This is a genomic window from Tenacibaculum aquaeponti, from assembly GCF_057221555.1.
Genome location: NZ_CM170147.1, coordinates 421,394 through 435,263 on the forward strand (window position 1 = coordinate 421,394; position 13,870 = coordinate 435,263).

General features: G+C 26.3%; 16 protein-coding genes. 14 read left to right on the forward strand and 2 right to left on the reverse strand.

Translation table 11 applies throughout. The features are described 5' to 3' along the window. The first annotated feature begins 127 nt into the window (after nt 1-127). The 3 genes from AC2TEO_RS01980 (at nt 128) to AC2TEO_RS01990 (ending at nt 2,855) form a co-directional block, all read left to right on the forward strand. Nucleotides 128-754: a Crp/Fnr family transcriptional regulator gene (locus AC2TEO_RS01980; protein ID WP_442266503.1), complete on the forward strand. Its 627-nt coding sequence runs from the start codon at nt 128-130 to the stop codon at nt 752-754. Between the two features lie 408 nt (nt 755-1,162). After that, nucleotides 1,163-2,575 (forward strand): MBL fold metallo-hydrolase, encoded by a 1,413-nt coding sequence (locus AC2TEO_RS01985; RefSeq protein ID WP_442266504.1) that lies wholly within the window; start codon nt 1,163-1,165, stop codon nt 2,573-2,575. A 7-nt stretch (nt 2,576-2,582) separates the two neighbouring features. Continuing rightward, a complete protein-coding gene (locus AC2TEO_RS01990; RefSeq protein WP_442266505.1) occupies nt 2,583-2,855 on the forward strand; it encodes a heavy-metal-associated domain-containing protein in 273 nt (90 codons plus the stop codon). A gap of 45 nt (nt 2,856-2,900) precedes the next feature. Here AC2TEO_RS01990 and AC2TEO_RS01995 read toward each other — a convergent pair whose 3' ends face one another. After that, nucleotides 2,901-4,235, reverse strand: coding sequence for an alkaline phosphatase D family protein (locus tag AC2TEO_RS01995; protein ID WP_442266506.1), 1,335 nt, complete (start codon nt 4,233-4,235; stop codon nt 2,901-2,903). A 366-nt stretch (nt 4,236-4,601) separates the two neighbouring features. On the opposite strand from AC2TEO_RS01995, the gene AC2TEO_RS02000 reads away from it, so the two are divergent. The 8 genes from AC2TEO_RS02000 (at nt 4,602) to AC2TEO_RS02035 (ending at nt 9,504) form a co-directional block, all read left to right on the forward strand. After that, nucleotides 4,602-4,940 carry a hypothetical protein gene (locus AC2TEO_RS02000; RefSeq protein ID WP_442266507.1) on the forward strand — a complete coding sequence of 113 codons (339 nt, stop codon included), beginning with the start codon at nt 4,602-4,604 and terminating at the stop codon, nt 4,938-4,940. 61 nt (nt 4,941-5,001) lie between these two features. Next, nucleotides 5,002-5,493, forward strand: coding sequence for a mechanosensitive ion channel domain-containing protein (locus tag AC2TEO_RS02005; RefSeq protein WP_442266508.1), 492 nt, complete (start codon nt 5,002-5,004; stop codon nt 5,491-5,493). 14 nt (nt 5,494-5,507) lie between these two features. After that, a complete protein-coding gene (locus AC2TEO_RS02010; RefSeq protein ID WP_442266509.1) occupies nt 5,508-6,275 on the forward strand; it encodes an RMD1 family protein in 768 nt (255 codons plus the stop codon). Between the two features lie 243 nt (nt 6,276-6,518). After that, nucleotides 6,519-6,929 (forward strand): VOC family protein, encoded by a 411-nt coding sequence (locus tag AC2TEO_RS02015; RefSeq protein ID WP_442266510.1) that lies wholly within the window; start codon nt 6,519-6,521, stop codon nt 6,927-6,929. Nucleotides 6,930-6,949: 20 nt separating this feature from the next. Continuing rightward, the gene (locus tag AC2TEO_RS02020) at nt 6,950-7,780 is read left to right on the forward strand and encodes a universal stress protein (RefSeq protein WP_442266511.1); all 831 of its coding nucleotides are present in this window, start codon (nt 6,950-6,952) and stop codon (nt 7,778-7,780) included. Next, complete coding sequence (locus AC2TEO_RS02025; protein ID WP_442266512.1) at nt 7,780-8,190, forward strand: hypothetical protein; 411 nt, start codon at nt 7,780-7,782, stop codon at nt 8,188-8,190. The genes AC2TEO_RS02020 and AC2TEO_RS02025 overlap by 1 nt, the downstream gene beginning before the upstream one ends. Continuing rightward, on the forward strand, nt 8,187-9,242 hold the full coding sequence (gene corA, locus AC2TEO_RS02030; RefSeq protein ID WP_442266513.1) for a magnesium/cobalt transporter CorA: 1,056 nt from the start codon (nt 8,187-8,189) through the stop codon (nt 9,240-9,242). Before AC2TEO_RS02025 ends, corA begins: the two co-directional genes overlap by 4 nt. Nucleotides 9,243-9,363: 121 nt before the next feature. After that, the gene (locus AC2TEO_RS02035; RefSeq protein WP_442266514.1) at nt 9,364-9,504 is read left to right on the forward strand and encodes a hypothetical protein; all 141 of its coding nucleotides are present in this window, start codon (nt 9,364-9,366) and stop codon (nt 9,502-9,504) included. A 579-nt stretch (nt 9,505-10,083) separates the two neighbouring features. On the opposite strand, the gene AC2TEO_RS02040 is transcribed toward AC2TEO_RS02035, so the two are convergent. After that, a complete protein-coding gene (locus AC2TEO_RS02040; RefSeq protein WP_299886925.1) occupies nt 10,084-10,278 on the reverse strand; it encodes a hypothetical protein in 195 nt (64 codons plus the stop codon). A gap of 140 nt (nt 10,279-10,418) precedes the next feature. On the opposite strand from AC2TEO_RS02040, the gene AC2TEO_RS02045 reads away from it, so the two are divergent. From AC2TEO_RS02045 to AC2TEO_RS02055, 3 genes are read left to right on the forward strand one after another with little or no spacing between them, the layout of a single operon-like run. Further along, entirely contained in the window at nt 10,419-10,637 is a 219-nt protein-coding gene (locus tag AC2TEO_RS02045) for a helix-turn-helix domain-containing protein (protein WP_442266515.1), read from the forward strand. A 2-nt stretch (nt 10,638-10,639) separates the two neighbouring features. Beyond that, nucleotides 10,640-11,746, forward strand: a complete 1,107-nt coding sequence (locus AC2TEO_RS02050; RefSeq protein WP_442266516.1) for a DNA cytosine methyltransferase — start codon at nt 10,640-10,642, stop codon at nt 11,744-11,746. Next, on the forward strand, nt 11,746-13,869 hold the full coding sequence (locus tag AC2TEO_RS02055; protein WP_442266517.1) for a sensor histidine kinase: 2,124 nt from the start codon (nt 11,746-11,748) through the stop codon (nt 13,867-13,869). The genes AC2TEO_RS02050 and AC2TEO_RS02055 overlap by 1 nt, the downstream gene beginning before the upstream one ends. Nucleotide 13,870 lies beyond the last annotated feature (1 nt).

Consider the following 13,870-nt stretch of genomic DNA (forward strand, 5'->3'; position numbering starts at 1 on the left):
TTTTAAAAAACTTGTAACATCGGTAACAAATAAAACTGTTGTAAAATTGTAATTTTGTATAATAATTGAATCTTTAATTCAAAGATTTTATTTTTTTTAATAACTTTTTCACTTAAAATCTTCAAAAATGATTAATGAAATCAAAGATATATTTGGCAATACACTAGAAGACGAATTATTATTTGAAATTAATCAAGTAGCTACATATAAAGAGGTTTTGGCAGGAAATAAGATTATTGAAATAGGTGATTATATTCGATCAATGCCTTTATTATTATCTGGAGCTATTAAAGTTTTAAGGGAAGATAACGAAGGAGATGAACTTTTATTATATTTTTTAGAAAGAGGAGATACTTGTGCAATGACACTTACTTGTTGTTTAGGTCAATCAAAAAGTAAAGTTAGAGCTGTAGCAGAAACAGATGTTAAACTTGTGATGATACCTATTAGAAAAATAGAAGAGTGGTCGGGTAAATACAGAAGTTGGAGAAGTTTTATTTTTGACAGCTATCATAATAGATTAAATGAAATGCTATATGCAATTGATAATATTGCATTTTTAAAAATGGATGAAAGATTACTTAAATACTTAGAGGAAAAAGCACGTATTTTTAAAGATGGTATTATTAAAAATACTCATCAAGAAATAGCTTATGAACTACATACCTCTAGAGTTGTTATTTCTAGATTATTAAAAAAATTAGAAAATTTAGGAAAATTAGAGTTACATAGAAACTATATTCTAATGAAATAATTCCTTATGTTACAAATGTTACTGAAATTCTTAAAAAGAAAAAATACTTTAGATAAAAATAAATTTATACTTAGTACTATTTTTAAGTTATAAAGAAAAATTATTTTTTTAAAAAATAGTACTTGTAACTATATTAAGAATTTAAATAAAATTTGGTTCCCTAAAGGTATGGTATGTACAATGATTGCTGAATCATTATCAGTTCCTGATTACATACAGCTTTTCCCCCAATAAAATAGTATATACCATAAAGGGAACTTAATAATTTAGCTTACAATAACAAACATTTCGTTTACAAACCACTTTAATATTTAAATTTTTAGGAAGTTACTTATGTGAATTTTCTCAATTATAATGAATTGTAGAAGAATGAACTGAAGATTAAATGTAATTAAAAAGATTATTTAAATGAAAGTAGAACAAATATATACAGGTTGCTTAGCACAAGGAGCATATTATATAGAAAGTAACAACGAAGTTGCTATTATTGATCCATTAAGAGATGTTTCTCCATATATTGAAAGAGCAAAAAAGGATAAAGCAAAAATAAAATATATTTTTGAAACTCATTTTCATGCAGATTTTGTTAGTGGGCATATAACTTTAGCAAAAGAAACGTCTGCACCTATAATTTATGGACCTAAAGCAAATCCAAGTTTTAATGCTATCATAGCAAAAGATAAACAATCTTTCAAATTAGGGAAAGTAACAATTACAGTACTTCATACACCTGGACATACTTTAGAAAGTTCTGTATTTCTTTTAAAAGATGAAAATGGTAAAGATCATGCTATTTTTACTGGTGATACTCTGTTTTTAGGAGATGTTGGCCGTCCAGATTTAGCACAAAAAGCTACAGATTTAACAAAAGAAGATTTAGCTGGTTTGTTATTTGAAAGTTTAAGAAATAAAATTTTACCATTAGCTGATGATGTAATTGTTTATCCCGCACACGGAGCAGGTTCTGCTTGCGGAAAAAATTTAAGTAAAGAAACAACAGATACTTTAGGTAATCAAAAGAAAACAAATTATGCTTTGCGTAAAAATATGAGTAAAGATGAGTTTATAAAAGAAGTTACGGATGGATTGTTGCCACCTCCAAAATATTTTCCAGCAAATGTAAAAATGAATAAGGAAGGATATGAAGATTTTGATCAAATTTTAAAGAGAAGTACTAAAGCTTTATCTCCAGTAGAATTTGAGTTTTTAGCTAATGAAACAGAAGCATTAATTTTAGATGTTCGTTATCAAAATGATTATGTAAATGGTCATATTCCAAGGTCTATTTTTATAGGTTTAGATGGAACTTTTGCTCCATGGGTTGGTGCATTAATTGCAGATGTAAAGCAACCAATTTTATTAGTAGCTCCATTGGGAAGAGAAGAAGAAGCTATAGAAAGATTATCAAGAGTTGGTTTTGATAATGTTTTAGGATATTTAAAAGGAAGTTTTTTGTCGTGGAAAAGTATTGGTAATGAGTTTGATATAGTTGTTTCTATTGAAGCAGAAAAACTTAAAAATATTCAAAATTCATTTGAAGAAATATCTGTTTTTGATGTAAGAAAATCTTCAGAATTTTTATCAGAACATATGATTGGAGCTAAAAATTCACCTTTGGAGTATTTAAATGACTATTTAAACAATTTCCCTTTAAATAAAACTTTTTATTTACATTGTGCAGGTGGTTACAGAAGTATTATAGCAGCATCAATTTTAAAAAGTAGAGGCATACATAATCTAATTGATATTAGAGGTGGGTTTAAAGCTATTAAATTGGCTGAAATAGAAGTGTCAAAATATATTTGTCCATCTAAATTATAAAAAAATCATGAAAAAATATACTATTGTTATTCAAAATTTAAAGTGTTCTGGATGTTCAAATACAATAAAAAATAAGTTAAATAAAGTGCACAATATTTCTGAAGTAAGTATCGATATTGAAAATTCTATAGTTAGTTTTCGTTATAAAAATGATAATGATATAATTTCGGTAAAAAAAATACTATCAAACCTAGGATATCCTGACGAAAACGATACCAATTCTATAGGTAAAAAAGTTAAATCATTCATTAGCTGTGCTAATGGAAAGATGAATAATTAAGTTTAACACTTAAAAAAAAGTGATGGTAAATTACCATCACTTTTTTTACTTTTTATATTTCAAATCATTAGCTTTTATATTCTTACTCCACAATTCATTTCCGTTTTTATCTAATATTTTGATATTTAAAACACGGTTTTTTCGTGGTCCACTAACATTTAACATTCCAAAGTTGTGTTTTCCAACTAACGTTTCCTCTAATTTATAAACATTGTTTTCTTCTTTGCTAGGATGAGACCCGGAAGTAAGAGGAGAACAAGTTAAATCATATAAAGGATAAACTCGATCACTTTCTTTCATTTTACTCAATCCAGTATGATGACGATCACCATCTAAAAAAATAACTCCTTCAATTTTAGCTTCTCTAATTTTTCTTATTAAATATGCTCTTTCTTCTGGAAAAGTTGCATAATTTTCATGCATGGCTTCAGAACTTAAAACTTGACAACCAATAGCGATAAACTTAAATGGTGCTCTACTAGATGATAAAGCATTAATTAACCAATCAATTTGATCTTTACCCAACATTTCACGTTTTTCAGTAAAGTTTTTATTAGCTGTTCTATAATATCGATTATCTAGCAAGAAAAAATCTAAATCTCCCCATTGAAAAGATCCAGTAATACCACCATTATTTAATGCGTCATAATTTGGATTTCCCCAAAAGAGTTTAAACATTTCTACTGCAGTATTTTTTAAAGGAAAGCTACCATCTGAATCATTAGGACCAAAATCATGATCATCCCAAATTGCATAATTATGTGTTGAAGCTAATAAAGGTTGTAATTCTTTTAAAGATCTTGTATGTGTATATCTATGTAAAAAACCAGTACGAGTATTCCAATCTGCTTCTCTCAAGTAAGTATTATCACCTAACCATAGCATGAAATCGGGTTTCTGTTTATAAATGCTAGTGAATATTTCGTAATTACTTCCGTAAGGTTTACCAGGCCTATCAAAACGAGGTTCGTTAACATAAGTACAACTACCAATAGCAAAATTAATTTCAGGAGGATCTGTTCTCCATTGCCAAAGTGTTTGAGACTGAAATTCTAGAGGATAATTTCTTTTAACTTTTTTACCATTTAAATATATTTCATAAATATATTGTTTACCTGGTAAAACTTTGTCAGCTATTAAACTAGCTACAAATCCATTTTTCTTTTCAGTTATATATTTTTCAGTTTGAAAGCGTTTTTTCGGATTTTCTTTATCGAAATATTCAAAATGAACTTCCGAAGATTTTTTTGTTTGTATCCATAATAGAACTTCTCTCATGGTAGAGTATCCTACCATTGGACCAGATTGAATTTTATCCTGTGCAAAACTTATTGAATTTATAACAAATACTAATACAATAAGTATAACTTTTTTAGTCATGAATAATAATGATTATTGTGCTTTAACAAAGTTAAATTTATTTGTGGATATATCATATTTTTATGAAGGTATGATTTTTAAAAAAACGCACAAAGACTAAGTTGAAATTTGTTTAATTAAATTATTTTTCTAAACCTCTGTTATTCAATACTTTAAATATGTGGTTTTACTAATAAAATTAATTATGTTTTTTTTATTTTTAATTTAAAAAGAAGTATTTTTGATAGTATAAATTTACGCCTATGTAACATCATTTTCTTTAATGCTACGAGCATAATTAACACTTAGTTTTTGCTAAAAGTTTCTTGGACTTGTTGTAGCTAATATCCAAGATCAAATTAAATTATAATTTAAAAAATAAAGAAAATGATGAAGTCAACAATTTTAAAATCAATTTTCACAGTATTTCTATCTCTAACTTTAATGGCTAGTGCTATTTTACATGATACAACAAACGATATTAAAGTAAAAGCTACTTTTGAAGGTTATGATGAAATGGGATATAATTTTTCATATAAAGTAAAAGAAATTCAATCAACATTAATTTTCGAGGAAATTAAAGAAGAATTTATAGAAAAATATGATTTAGAAGGAGAAACATATGTAGGTAAAACTTTTGAACTAAAATACGCAATAATTGAATCTACAGATGATGATTCTGATGAAGAAATTTTAGTATTAAAATCTCTAAAATTATTAGAATAAACCTTAATAAATAAAAAAACCTCGTTTATTTAATAAATGAGGTTTTATTACAAAACAAGAAATGCATACAATAATTATAAAAATTTCAGTTCTTTTAATAATACTTTTAACTATTATTAACATTACTAAAAAATTAACAAAAACCTATATAACTAAAAATGCTATTGAACCGCACAGAAGAAAACTAATTTTAAATTTATTTTATTTAGTTTATTTTTTATCGGCATTTTTTATCCTCTTACTTATTTTAGGAATAGAGTTTAAACAGTTTGGCGTTTTCGCTTCATCTATTTTAGCAGTTCTTGGAGTAGGTTTTTTTGCTCAATGGTCTATGCTTTCTAATTTGACTGCTAGTGTAATCCTTTTCTTTTATCATCCTATGCGAATAGGAAATACAGTTAAAATACTAGATAAAGAATATGATTTAACAGGAGAAATAAAAGATATTACAGGATTTTATGTATTACTTTATATTCCTGAAACTAAAAAACAAATAACAATACCCAATATTGTTATGTTATATAAAGGAATAGAGCTTAAAGGCAAAGATTAATAACAGAGAATAATATGAATTTATCTGTTAAAGCTTATCATTTAGAAAAACGATTAGAGCTTTCAGAGATTAGAGCTCTTTTCCCTAATTTTTTTATAGAAAAAAGGGAGCATACGTTTTTGTTATATAAGAGAGAATCAAACTCTTATATATACATAAAAGATTATGGAAGTATAGTCTTTTTTAATTGTAATGAATTATTAATAGTTCAAGTCATTCATAGAATCTTGAATAAAGAAATTGATATAAAAAAACTTCCTTCAGAAAGTTATAAATTGTCTTTATCCAGTGCAAATGATGTTGATTTTGGAATAATTAATGTACAAAAAATAAATTCAGACATTGTTCATATCATTTGTTTGAATTTAGCTCAATCTGTAGCTTTAATGAATTATGTAGATAAAGCTTCAGATTTACATGAAAAAACACTAGTATACTCTAAACAACTAGAACTTACAGGAACTTTTAAATTATCAAGAAAAAGAATGAGAAAATTTATTGGTAAAACAATGAATATGAAAAATAATATAGCTGAAGATTTATTTGTTTTTGAGGTTCCAGAATTAGCTTGGAATGATAAAAACCTTTCTTTATTAGATTATAAATTAAGAGATGAATTAGATATAGTTAAAAGACATCATGGAATTATTAATAGCTTAGATGTAATTAAAGAAAACTTAGATTTATTTAGAGATATCTTAAATCATCGATATAGTAGTATGTTAGAATGGATTATTATCATTTTAATTTTGTTCGAAGTAATTAAAATGCTTTTCTATTAAACAACTTTATAAATTAACTAGGAGGGAAGCCTCAATTTTTTTAAGAATATTATACTTATTTTCAATCTAAATAATAGTCAATAATTTAAATTGTAAACTAATTAATAATAAAAGCTTAAATTTAGAAAAGCTGGAAATCTAATTTTATCTGTTGGATAAAAGTTAAAAATGATTATTAATTATTGATGCTTTTAAGCGATGAAGTTTTTATCATGCAAAAGCTACAAATTAAAAATTTAATACATGAATACTAATTTTCACATATCATTACCTTGTAAAAATTTAAAAGAAACCATAAAATTTTATACTCAAGATATAGGAATTGAAGAGGGTAGAAGTAATGGAGAATGGGTTGATTTTAATTTATATGGATGTCAATTAACATTTGTAACTGTTGATAGTTTCAAATTTGATTATCCGTATTATAAATTAGAAAATGAAAAATTGCCATCTTTTCATTTTGGAGTCATTTTAGATAGTGATGAATGGGAAATGCTACATGATAAAATTAATAGATGGTCTATGGATACCATCGTAAAGAAAACTTTTTTTGAAGATAAAAATGGTGAGCAAAATTCATTTTTTGTAGAAGACCCTAATGGTTATTTTATAGAATTCAAAACATTTAAAGAACCAGATGAAATTTTCATATAATTTTATATAAATGCTAAAAAATGAAAAACATTTTAATTCCTTATGATTTTTCGGAAGCTGCAGTTAATGCACTTAATTATACAAAGAAATTCTTTGAAATAGAAAGAGTAAATGTTTTTTTATTAGATGTTTACATAGGAGAAAGATCTTATTTACTGAGTGAAGAATATAATAAAGGTTGGTTTAACCAAATGGATGATAAAATTGAAGATGAGTTAAAATATTTGGTTGAAATTCTAAACAGAGAAAGTAAAGGTATTAATTATCATGCTATTGTAGATTCAAATTCTTTAACTAATGCAGTGAAAGAAGCTATTAGAGAAGAAAAAATAGATTTAATTATTAGTGGAACAAAAGGAGCCAAAAGTTTAGCACAAACTTTTATAGGAACTAATACTGTTAAAATAATTAATGCTATTAATACCACACCAATATTAGTTATACCAACAAATTATAAATACAAAAAAATTGATAGAATTATATTTTCTACAAACTATAAAAGAGCTTTTAATAAAAAAGAACTTTTTGCTTTATTAAAGTTTAGTAAAATGAAACAATGTGCTGTAGAAATTGTAAACCTTTCAGTAGAAGAAGCACTAACAAACAAACAGCGAACACATAAAGTAAAATTAAGAGAAATATTACAAGATGTTAATACATCATTTGTAAAATTAGATTGGGAAGATTCTGAAACAGAAACTATACAAAAATATGCTGAAGAATCTAAAGGTCAGTTATTAGCTTTTATTAATCATCACTATAACTTTTTTAATAATTTATTGAGCGAAAATGTTATTAAAAAAATAACATTTTCAAGTCATATTCCTTTGTTAATTTTACCAGAAATATAATGAAAAGCGTATCATTTACTAAAGATTTTTACATTGCAATTTCAAATTTATTTTATTCATTTTCTATGATAGATAATACAATGTCTGTTAAAGAAAAAAAGGAAATTATTTGGGCGGTTAAAGAAGAATGGGCTACGAATGAATATGGTTTTGATAGTGAAGAACTTATTTATGAAACCATAAGAAATCTAATTAAAAACAAAGTTTTAGCTGAAAAAGCATTTGATCATTTTAAAACTTATTTTATAGCAAATGAAAAATTATTTTATAAAGAAATTAATCATGAACTTTTAGAAGATTGCCATAAGATATGTAATGCAGATCATGGTAAAAATAAGTCAGAATTAATTCTATTAACTAAACTACATAAATTAGTTCAGATCAGAAATGCAAAGAAATATATTAAATGAGATTTGTAGTCGAACAAAAAAATAAAGCAGATATTCCTGGAAAACCAATTTTTATAGGTGTAAAAAAACAGAATGAAATACAGATCGACTTAATTGCTTATAATGAAGAAAAATTTGTTGAAGTAGAAATTGAAGATATTTCAGAAATTTCTACTTATTTATCGATTTATAAGAATGTGTGGATAAATGTTAATGGTATACATGATGTAGAACAAATAAAAACAATTTGTACATTATTTAATATTCATACTTTACGAATAGAAGATATTGTGAATACTGGATCACGATCAAAATCTTACTTTGAAGAAGATTATATTTTTACTTTAATAAAAATGATGTTTCTAAATAAAGATCAAACATTACATGCAGAACAACTCTCCTTAATTTTAACACAACAAGTTTTATTAACATTTCAAGAAAAAGAAGGAGATGTTTTTGATCCTATTAGAGAAAGAATTAGAAATAAAAAAGGAAGAGTTAGAAGTACTAGTTTAAGTTATTTAAAATATTGTTTATTAGATGTTATTGTAGACAATTACAATAGTTTAATTGAAATTTTTGGAGAAAATGTTGAAAATTTAGAGGATCGTATTTTATTACATCCAAGTAAACATATTCTTGAAGATATTAATAAAAACAAGATAGAACTTAATTATTTTAAGAAAAATATAAGACCAGCTAGAGAAACCATAAGCAATTTTAAGAATTTTAAATCACATTTAATTACAAAAAAAGAACAACCATACTTTAACGATTTAAATGAGCTTATACATAGAGTATACGATACTTTAGAAAATTATAAGAATATGTTAAGTGAGCAGTTAACAGTGTATTCAACTAATGTTAATTTTAAACTTAATGAAATTATGAAACTCCTAACCATATTTTCCGTTGTATTTATACCTATAACATTTATTGTTGGAGTTTATGGAACAAACTTTAATAATATTCCCGAGTTAAAACTAAAATATGGTTATTTCCTAATGTGGGCAATAATAGTAATAGTGACAGTCTCTATGTTAATTTTTTTTAAAAAGAAAAAATGGTTTTAACAACATTATAACAAAGTATTGACACTTTGACAGTCTTTCATTTTCAGATTTTAATTGGCATAAAATTAGTCCTTTTCAAAAAAAATGATTTACTAATTTTTAAAATTTAAATTCTTGAATTATGAAAAAAACTAAAGTAAAATTTCTAGGTAAGGAAAAAGGAAATTTTAAAATAAAATTTCCATATTTAAAAGTACCAGTAATAGTTAATGAATATTATTATAAACGAATGTTAAATAGTGACGAGTTCAAATTTATTTAGTTTTTCAAATTAGTTGTCTCTAAAGATGTTTAGAGATTTTTAGAATTGTTTTTTAATAATTCTTTCTCTAAACCTCACTAATTATTAGTGAGGTTTTACATTTCTTAATAAAGAAATCTTAATCCGTGAGAATCGCGTATTTGATTTTTTAATTACTCAAATACTGAATATTAAAATGAATTACATCAGTTTATGGGATTTTTTACATAGTATTGAGAATTTATACTTACGAATAAACTTAACGTGTCGTAAAATGGCTGTAACATAATTACTCACAGGTTTATATTGTTTTAGAGGATTTCGTGAATCTCCTAAAGCCGATTTGTTTGACGATATAAAACACTAGCGTGTTAGTTATATCTACAATTATGTTAAATACACAGTATACGCCATTATACTTATATAATAAATTTGCACTATAATGTTCTGCGTTATGTTACTTTGCTTTGGGAAAAAGCTTTTACAAGCAATATTTTTCTTGGATTTTTTTTCTTTCTAAAAGTTTCTTTAAAAATGTAATGGAATACTCTTTTTGCAGAAAGGGCATAGGAGTGGAGGCAAAATGTGTATGGAATGGTTTTATTTCTTGCCTGTTGAATAATTAACTCTCTTTTTAAAATCTATAATCTCATCTTTGAGTTTTTTATTCGCGTTTTCTATGAGCTCATTTTGGAGCTTCATAACTCTAAGTAAATCGTGAATTGCGTTTAAATTATCTAATTGAGTGTAAACAACACGTTCTAAATCTGCTTTTGTATATCTTGAATTACCCATAAGTTGTATCTTTTTAAGATTAAATGTTCTGTTTTTCGGAACAAATATATCAAAAAACAGACAAAATAAAAATTAACTGTTTAGAAAATCGGAATAAACTGTCTTAATTTTTACATTTATAATCTAAAAAACGGACAAAAATGACTGATTTAGGACTTTATTTATCAAGGAAATCTGTAAACAGGTCTGATGTATCTCGGAAAACTGGAATCAGTAAAACGAGATTGAGTGAATTGTCAAATAATAAAAGGACAAAACTTAGAGCTAGTGAATTGTATTTAATAGCATTGGCTATTGATGTAGAGCCTTGCGAAATATTTGAAGAAGTCTGTAAAAAATTAAAACTTGTCGAGAAATAACTATGGATATTTTAATTGAAGACAAATTACAATTAAGTACTGACTTAAATAATACCTCAAGAAATATTCTAGGATGTGATATTTTTAGTGGGGCAGGAGGGATGAGTCTCGGTGCAGAGATGGCTGGAATTAATATTTCTTTTGCTGTTGAAAATGATAAATATGCAGCGGATACTTTCATTAAAAATCATAAATCATCGAAAGTTATTGTAGAGGACATAAGAAAAGTTAAACCAACAGAATTAATTTCTAAAAATCCATTTGTTTTATTTGGAGGACCTCCTTGTCAAGGTTTTTCTTTATCCAATACAGTTACCAGAAATTCTAAAAATGAAAAGAATAGTTTATTTGAGGAGTTTTTAAGATTTATTGAGGAGCTAGAGCCACAATGGTGTGTTTTCGAAAATGTTGAAGGTTTCAGAAGTTTTCAAAAAGGTAAGGTCGTTAAAATTTTAAAGAAACGGTTGGAAGACTTAGGCTATACTGTAAATTTCGATGTTTTATTAGCATCAGATTATGGTGTCCCGCAAGACAGAAAACGCTTTTTTATGGTAGGAAATAGAAAAGGAATAAAGTTTGACTTTCCAGAACCATTGACCAATAAGTTTACAGTTGCAGATGCAATATTGGATTTACCAAGCTTACAAAATGGTGATTATATAGCATCATTACCTTATAAGAGTTTAGCAAATAATGAGTTTGCAGAAGCTATGAGAACGAATTCTAATTTTTCGACACAAAACTATGTTTCAAGAAATAGAGATTATGTTTTAGAGAGATATAAACATATTAAGCAAGGTCAAAATTGGAAGGCAATTCCAGATGAATTAATGAAAAACTATGCCGATAAAAATAATTGCCATTCAGGTATTTATAAACGTCTAGATTCTGAAAAACCATCTATAGTGATTTCAAATTACAGAAAAAATATGTTAATACACCCTTTTGAAAATAGAGGACTATCAGTTAGAGAAGCAGCTAGATTACAAAGTTTTCCTGATAATTTCATCTTTGAAGGAACACTAATGTATATGCAACAACAAATAGGAAATGCTGTACCTCCTTTACTTGCAAAAGCATTGTTTGAACAGATAAACCAAATGAGTTAATGTCATTAAAAGAAGAGAAATCTATTAAATTTAATTTCGATGTTAGTGCATATAGGCTAATTGGGAGAGAGCTTATTACTGATAGAATAACTGCGTTATTTGAATTGGTTAAGAATGCTTATGATGCAAATGCTGAAAATGTTACTGTAGAGTTTATTGATATAAATCCTCTAACTCCAAATTCAAAAATAGTTATTAAAGATGATGGGATTGGAATGCAGTTTTCTGATATCAAAAACAAATGGATGGTTATTGGGACAAGTAGTAAAAGACGAGAAAGATTATCTCCAGCTCCACACAAAAGAAAAGTTGCAGGAAAAAAGGGAATAGGTAGGTTTGCAGTTGATAAATTAGGAGATAAATTAATCCTAAAGACTCAGAAGAGTGGTAGTTCAGATATTTTGTGTTTAGAGACAGATTGGTCACATTATTCTAAGCTTGAAGATTCTCAACTGAAATTAAGTTTTGAAGATGAAAAGCCTTTTTTTACTGATGTTGAAAATAAATATTGGTATGACACTGGAGACAAAGGAAAACAAGGTACAACATTAGAGATTTCTCAGGTAAATGAAATTTGGACTGAAAGTGATATTAGTAGAGCATTTAAAGAATTATCGAAGTTAGTACCTCCTAATTCAACTATTGCCAATAATTACCCTTTTAACATTACAATAAAATCACCCTATTCAGAATTTGAGAATGTCAAAGTAAAAACTCAATTAATAGATTTTGCAACTAAGAAAATTGAGTTGACGTTTGATAAAAAGAATAAAACTCAGGAGATATTACAATACAAAAAAGGGACTTTAAATAAAATAAATGTTCCTGAAAGACCTTGTGGACTTTTAAAATTAACACTGTATTATTTTGACCTACCTGCAAAAAGGAAATATAAAAAACATTTCAACTCAGAAATTGACGGAATCAAGATATATCGTGATGGCATAATCACTACACCTTTTGCTGAATATGTGGCAGACCAAAACAAACAAAAAGATATACTTGGAATTGATAAAAGAAGATGGTCTGGTTTTTTTGATAGGTTTGGAACAAGAGATTTACTTGGTTATGTAGAGATAACAGATGAAAATAATCCTGAGATAATAGAATCTACTAATAGGCAAGGTTTTGTCGAAAATGAAGCTTGGGAAGAATTAAGGAAGTTTATCATTGAACAAATTGTTCAGTTAGAATCTTATTTTAAAAATGTCAAAAAAGTAGAAAGAGAAAACACTAAATCAAGTTTAGGAACTGCTAATCAGGATCTCAAAACATTAAAAAAAGAAATCGCATCTGTAAAAAAAGATGCTTCTCCTGAAGTGCAGGCTAAACTTAGAAGTATTGAAGCAAATTTAGGTAAGATACAAGGAAGTGTTACAAAAAGTATTAAAGACTATTCCAAATTAGAAAAAGAAAGTAAACAACAAGAAAACTTGTTTATGAGTTTGGTATCACTACAAACCTATGCTGCAATGTTTTCACATATGACAAAGCATACTCTAGGTCATATTTTAACGGGTGCCGAATATTTTTATAATAACTATCCAAATCCAAATTTAGAGAGTCGCTTTATTAGTATATCTAAAAGTATTTATAAAGAAATGCTAAAACTAAGAAAAGGAGTAGATTTTATGCTTAAATATGCTAAATCAGATACAGAACTTGAAGAAATAAATTTAAGAGAATTAATATCTAACCTTTTTAATAACATCTATTATGATAGGCTAATTGAACAAGGCATTAAGACAACCATAGAAATAAAAGATAACTTAATACTAAATTATAATAGAAAAGCTTTAGAAGATATTTTTGACAATCTAATTTCTAACTCAATTAAGGCATTAAAAAATAAAAAAGATAAGGTTATAAAGTGTAGTAGCTTGACATCTAAAAATGAAGTAACTATTTTGTTTTCGGATAATGGAATTGGAATAAAAGAAAAAGATAAGCATAGGATTTTTGATATTTTTTTCACTGATACTGCTGAAGAAGGAGGAGCAGGGATGGGGCTATATATGGTCAAAACAAGAGTAGAAGCTATGCAAGGGAGTATTGAAGTGGTAGATAATGAATTAAAGCCAACAGGCGCAACATTTAATATCACTTTACCCTTTAAAAAATAAT

Excerpts from the sequence above, each read along its gene's own strand:
- AC2TEO_RS02040 (WP_299886925.1), bottom strand. The coding sequence starts at position 10,278 with ATGGGTAATTCAAGATATACAAAAGCAGATTTAGAACGTGTTGTTTAC.
- AC2TEO_RS01990 (WP_442266505.1), top strand. The coding sequence starts at position 2,583 with ATGAAAAAATATACTATTGTTATTCAAAATTTAAAGTGTTCTGGATGT.
- AC2TEO_RS02005 (WP_442266508.1), top strand. The coding sequence starts at position 5,002 with ATGCATACAATAATTATAAAAATTTCAGTTCTTTTAATAATACTTTTA.
- AC2TEO_RS02000 (WP_442266507.1), top strand. The coding sequence starts at position 4,602 with ATGATGAAGTCAACAATTTTAAAATCAATTTTCACAGTATTTCTATCT.
- AC2TEO_RS02025 (WP_442266512.1), top strand. The coding sequence starts at position 7,780 with ATGAAAAGCGTATCATTTACTAAAGATTTTTACATTGCAATTTCAAAT.
- AC2TEO_RS01995 (WP_442266506.1), bottom strand. The coding sequence starts at position 4,235 with ATGACTAAAAAAGTTATACTTATTGTATTAGTATTTGTTATAAATTCA.
- AC2TEO_RS02055 (WP_442266517.1), top strand. The coding sequence starts at position 11,746 with ATGTCATTAAAAGAAGAGAAATCTATTAAATTTAATTTCGATGTTAGT.
- AC2TEO_RS02015 (WP_442266510.1), top strand. The coding sequence starts at position 6,519 with ATGAATACTAATTTTCACATATCATTACCTTGTAAAAATTTAAAAGAA.
- corA (WP_442266513.1), top strand. The coding sequence starts at position 8,187 with ATGAGATTTGTAGTCGAACAAAAAAATAAAGCAGATATTCCTGGAAAA.
- AC2TEO_RS01980 (WP_442266503.1), top strand. The coding sequence starts at position 128 with ATGATTAATGAAATCAAAGATATATTTGGCAATACACTAGAAGACGAA.
- AC2TEO_RS02020 (WP_442266511.1), top strand. The coding sequence starts at position 6,950 with ATGAAAAACATTTTAATTCCTTATGATTTTTCGGAAGCTGCAGTTAAT.
- AC2TEO_RS02050 (WP_442266516.1), top strand. The coding sequence starts at position 10,640 with ATGGATATTTTAATTGAAGACAAATTACAATTAAGTACTGACTTAAAT.
- AC2TEO_RS02010 (WP_442266509.1), top strand. The coding sequence starts at position 5,508 with ATGAATTTATCTGTTAAAGCTTATCATTTAGAAAAACGATTAGAGCTT.
- AC2TEO_RS02045 (WP_442266515.1), top strand. The coding sequence starts at position 10,419 with ATGACTGATTTAGGACTTTATTTATCAAGGAAATCTGTAAACAGGTCT.
- AC2TEO_RS02035 (WP_442266514.1), top strand. The coding sequence starts at position 9,364 with ATGAAAAAAACTAAAGTAAAATTTCTAGGTAAGGAAAAAGGAAATTTT.
- AC2TEO_RS01985 (WP_442266504.1), top strand. The coding sequence starts at position 1,163 with ATGAAAGTAGAACAAATATATACAGGTTGCTTAGCACAAGGAGCATAT.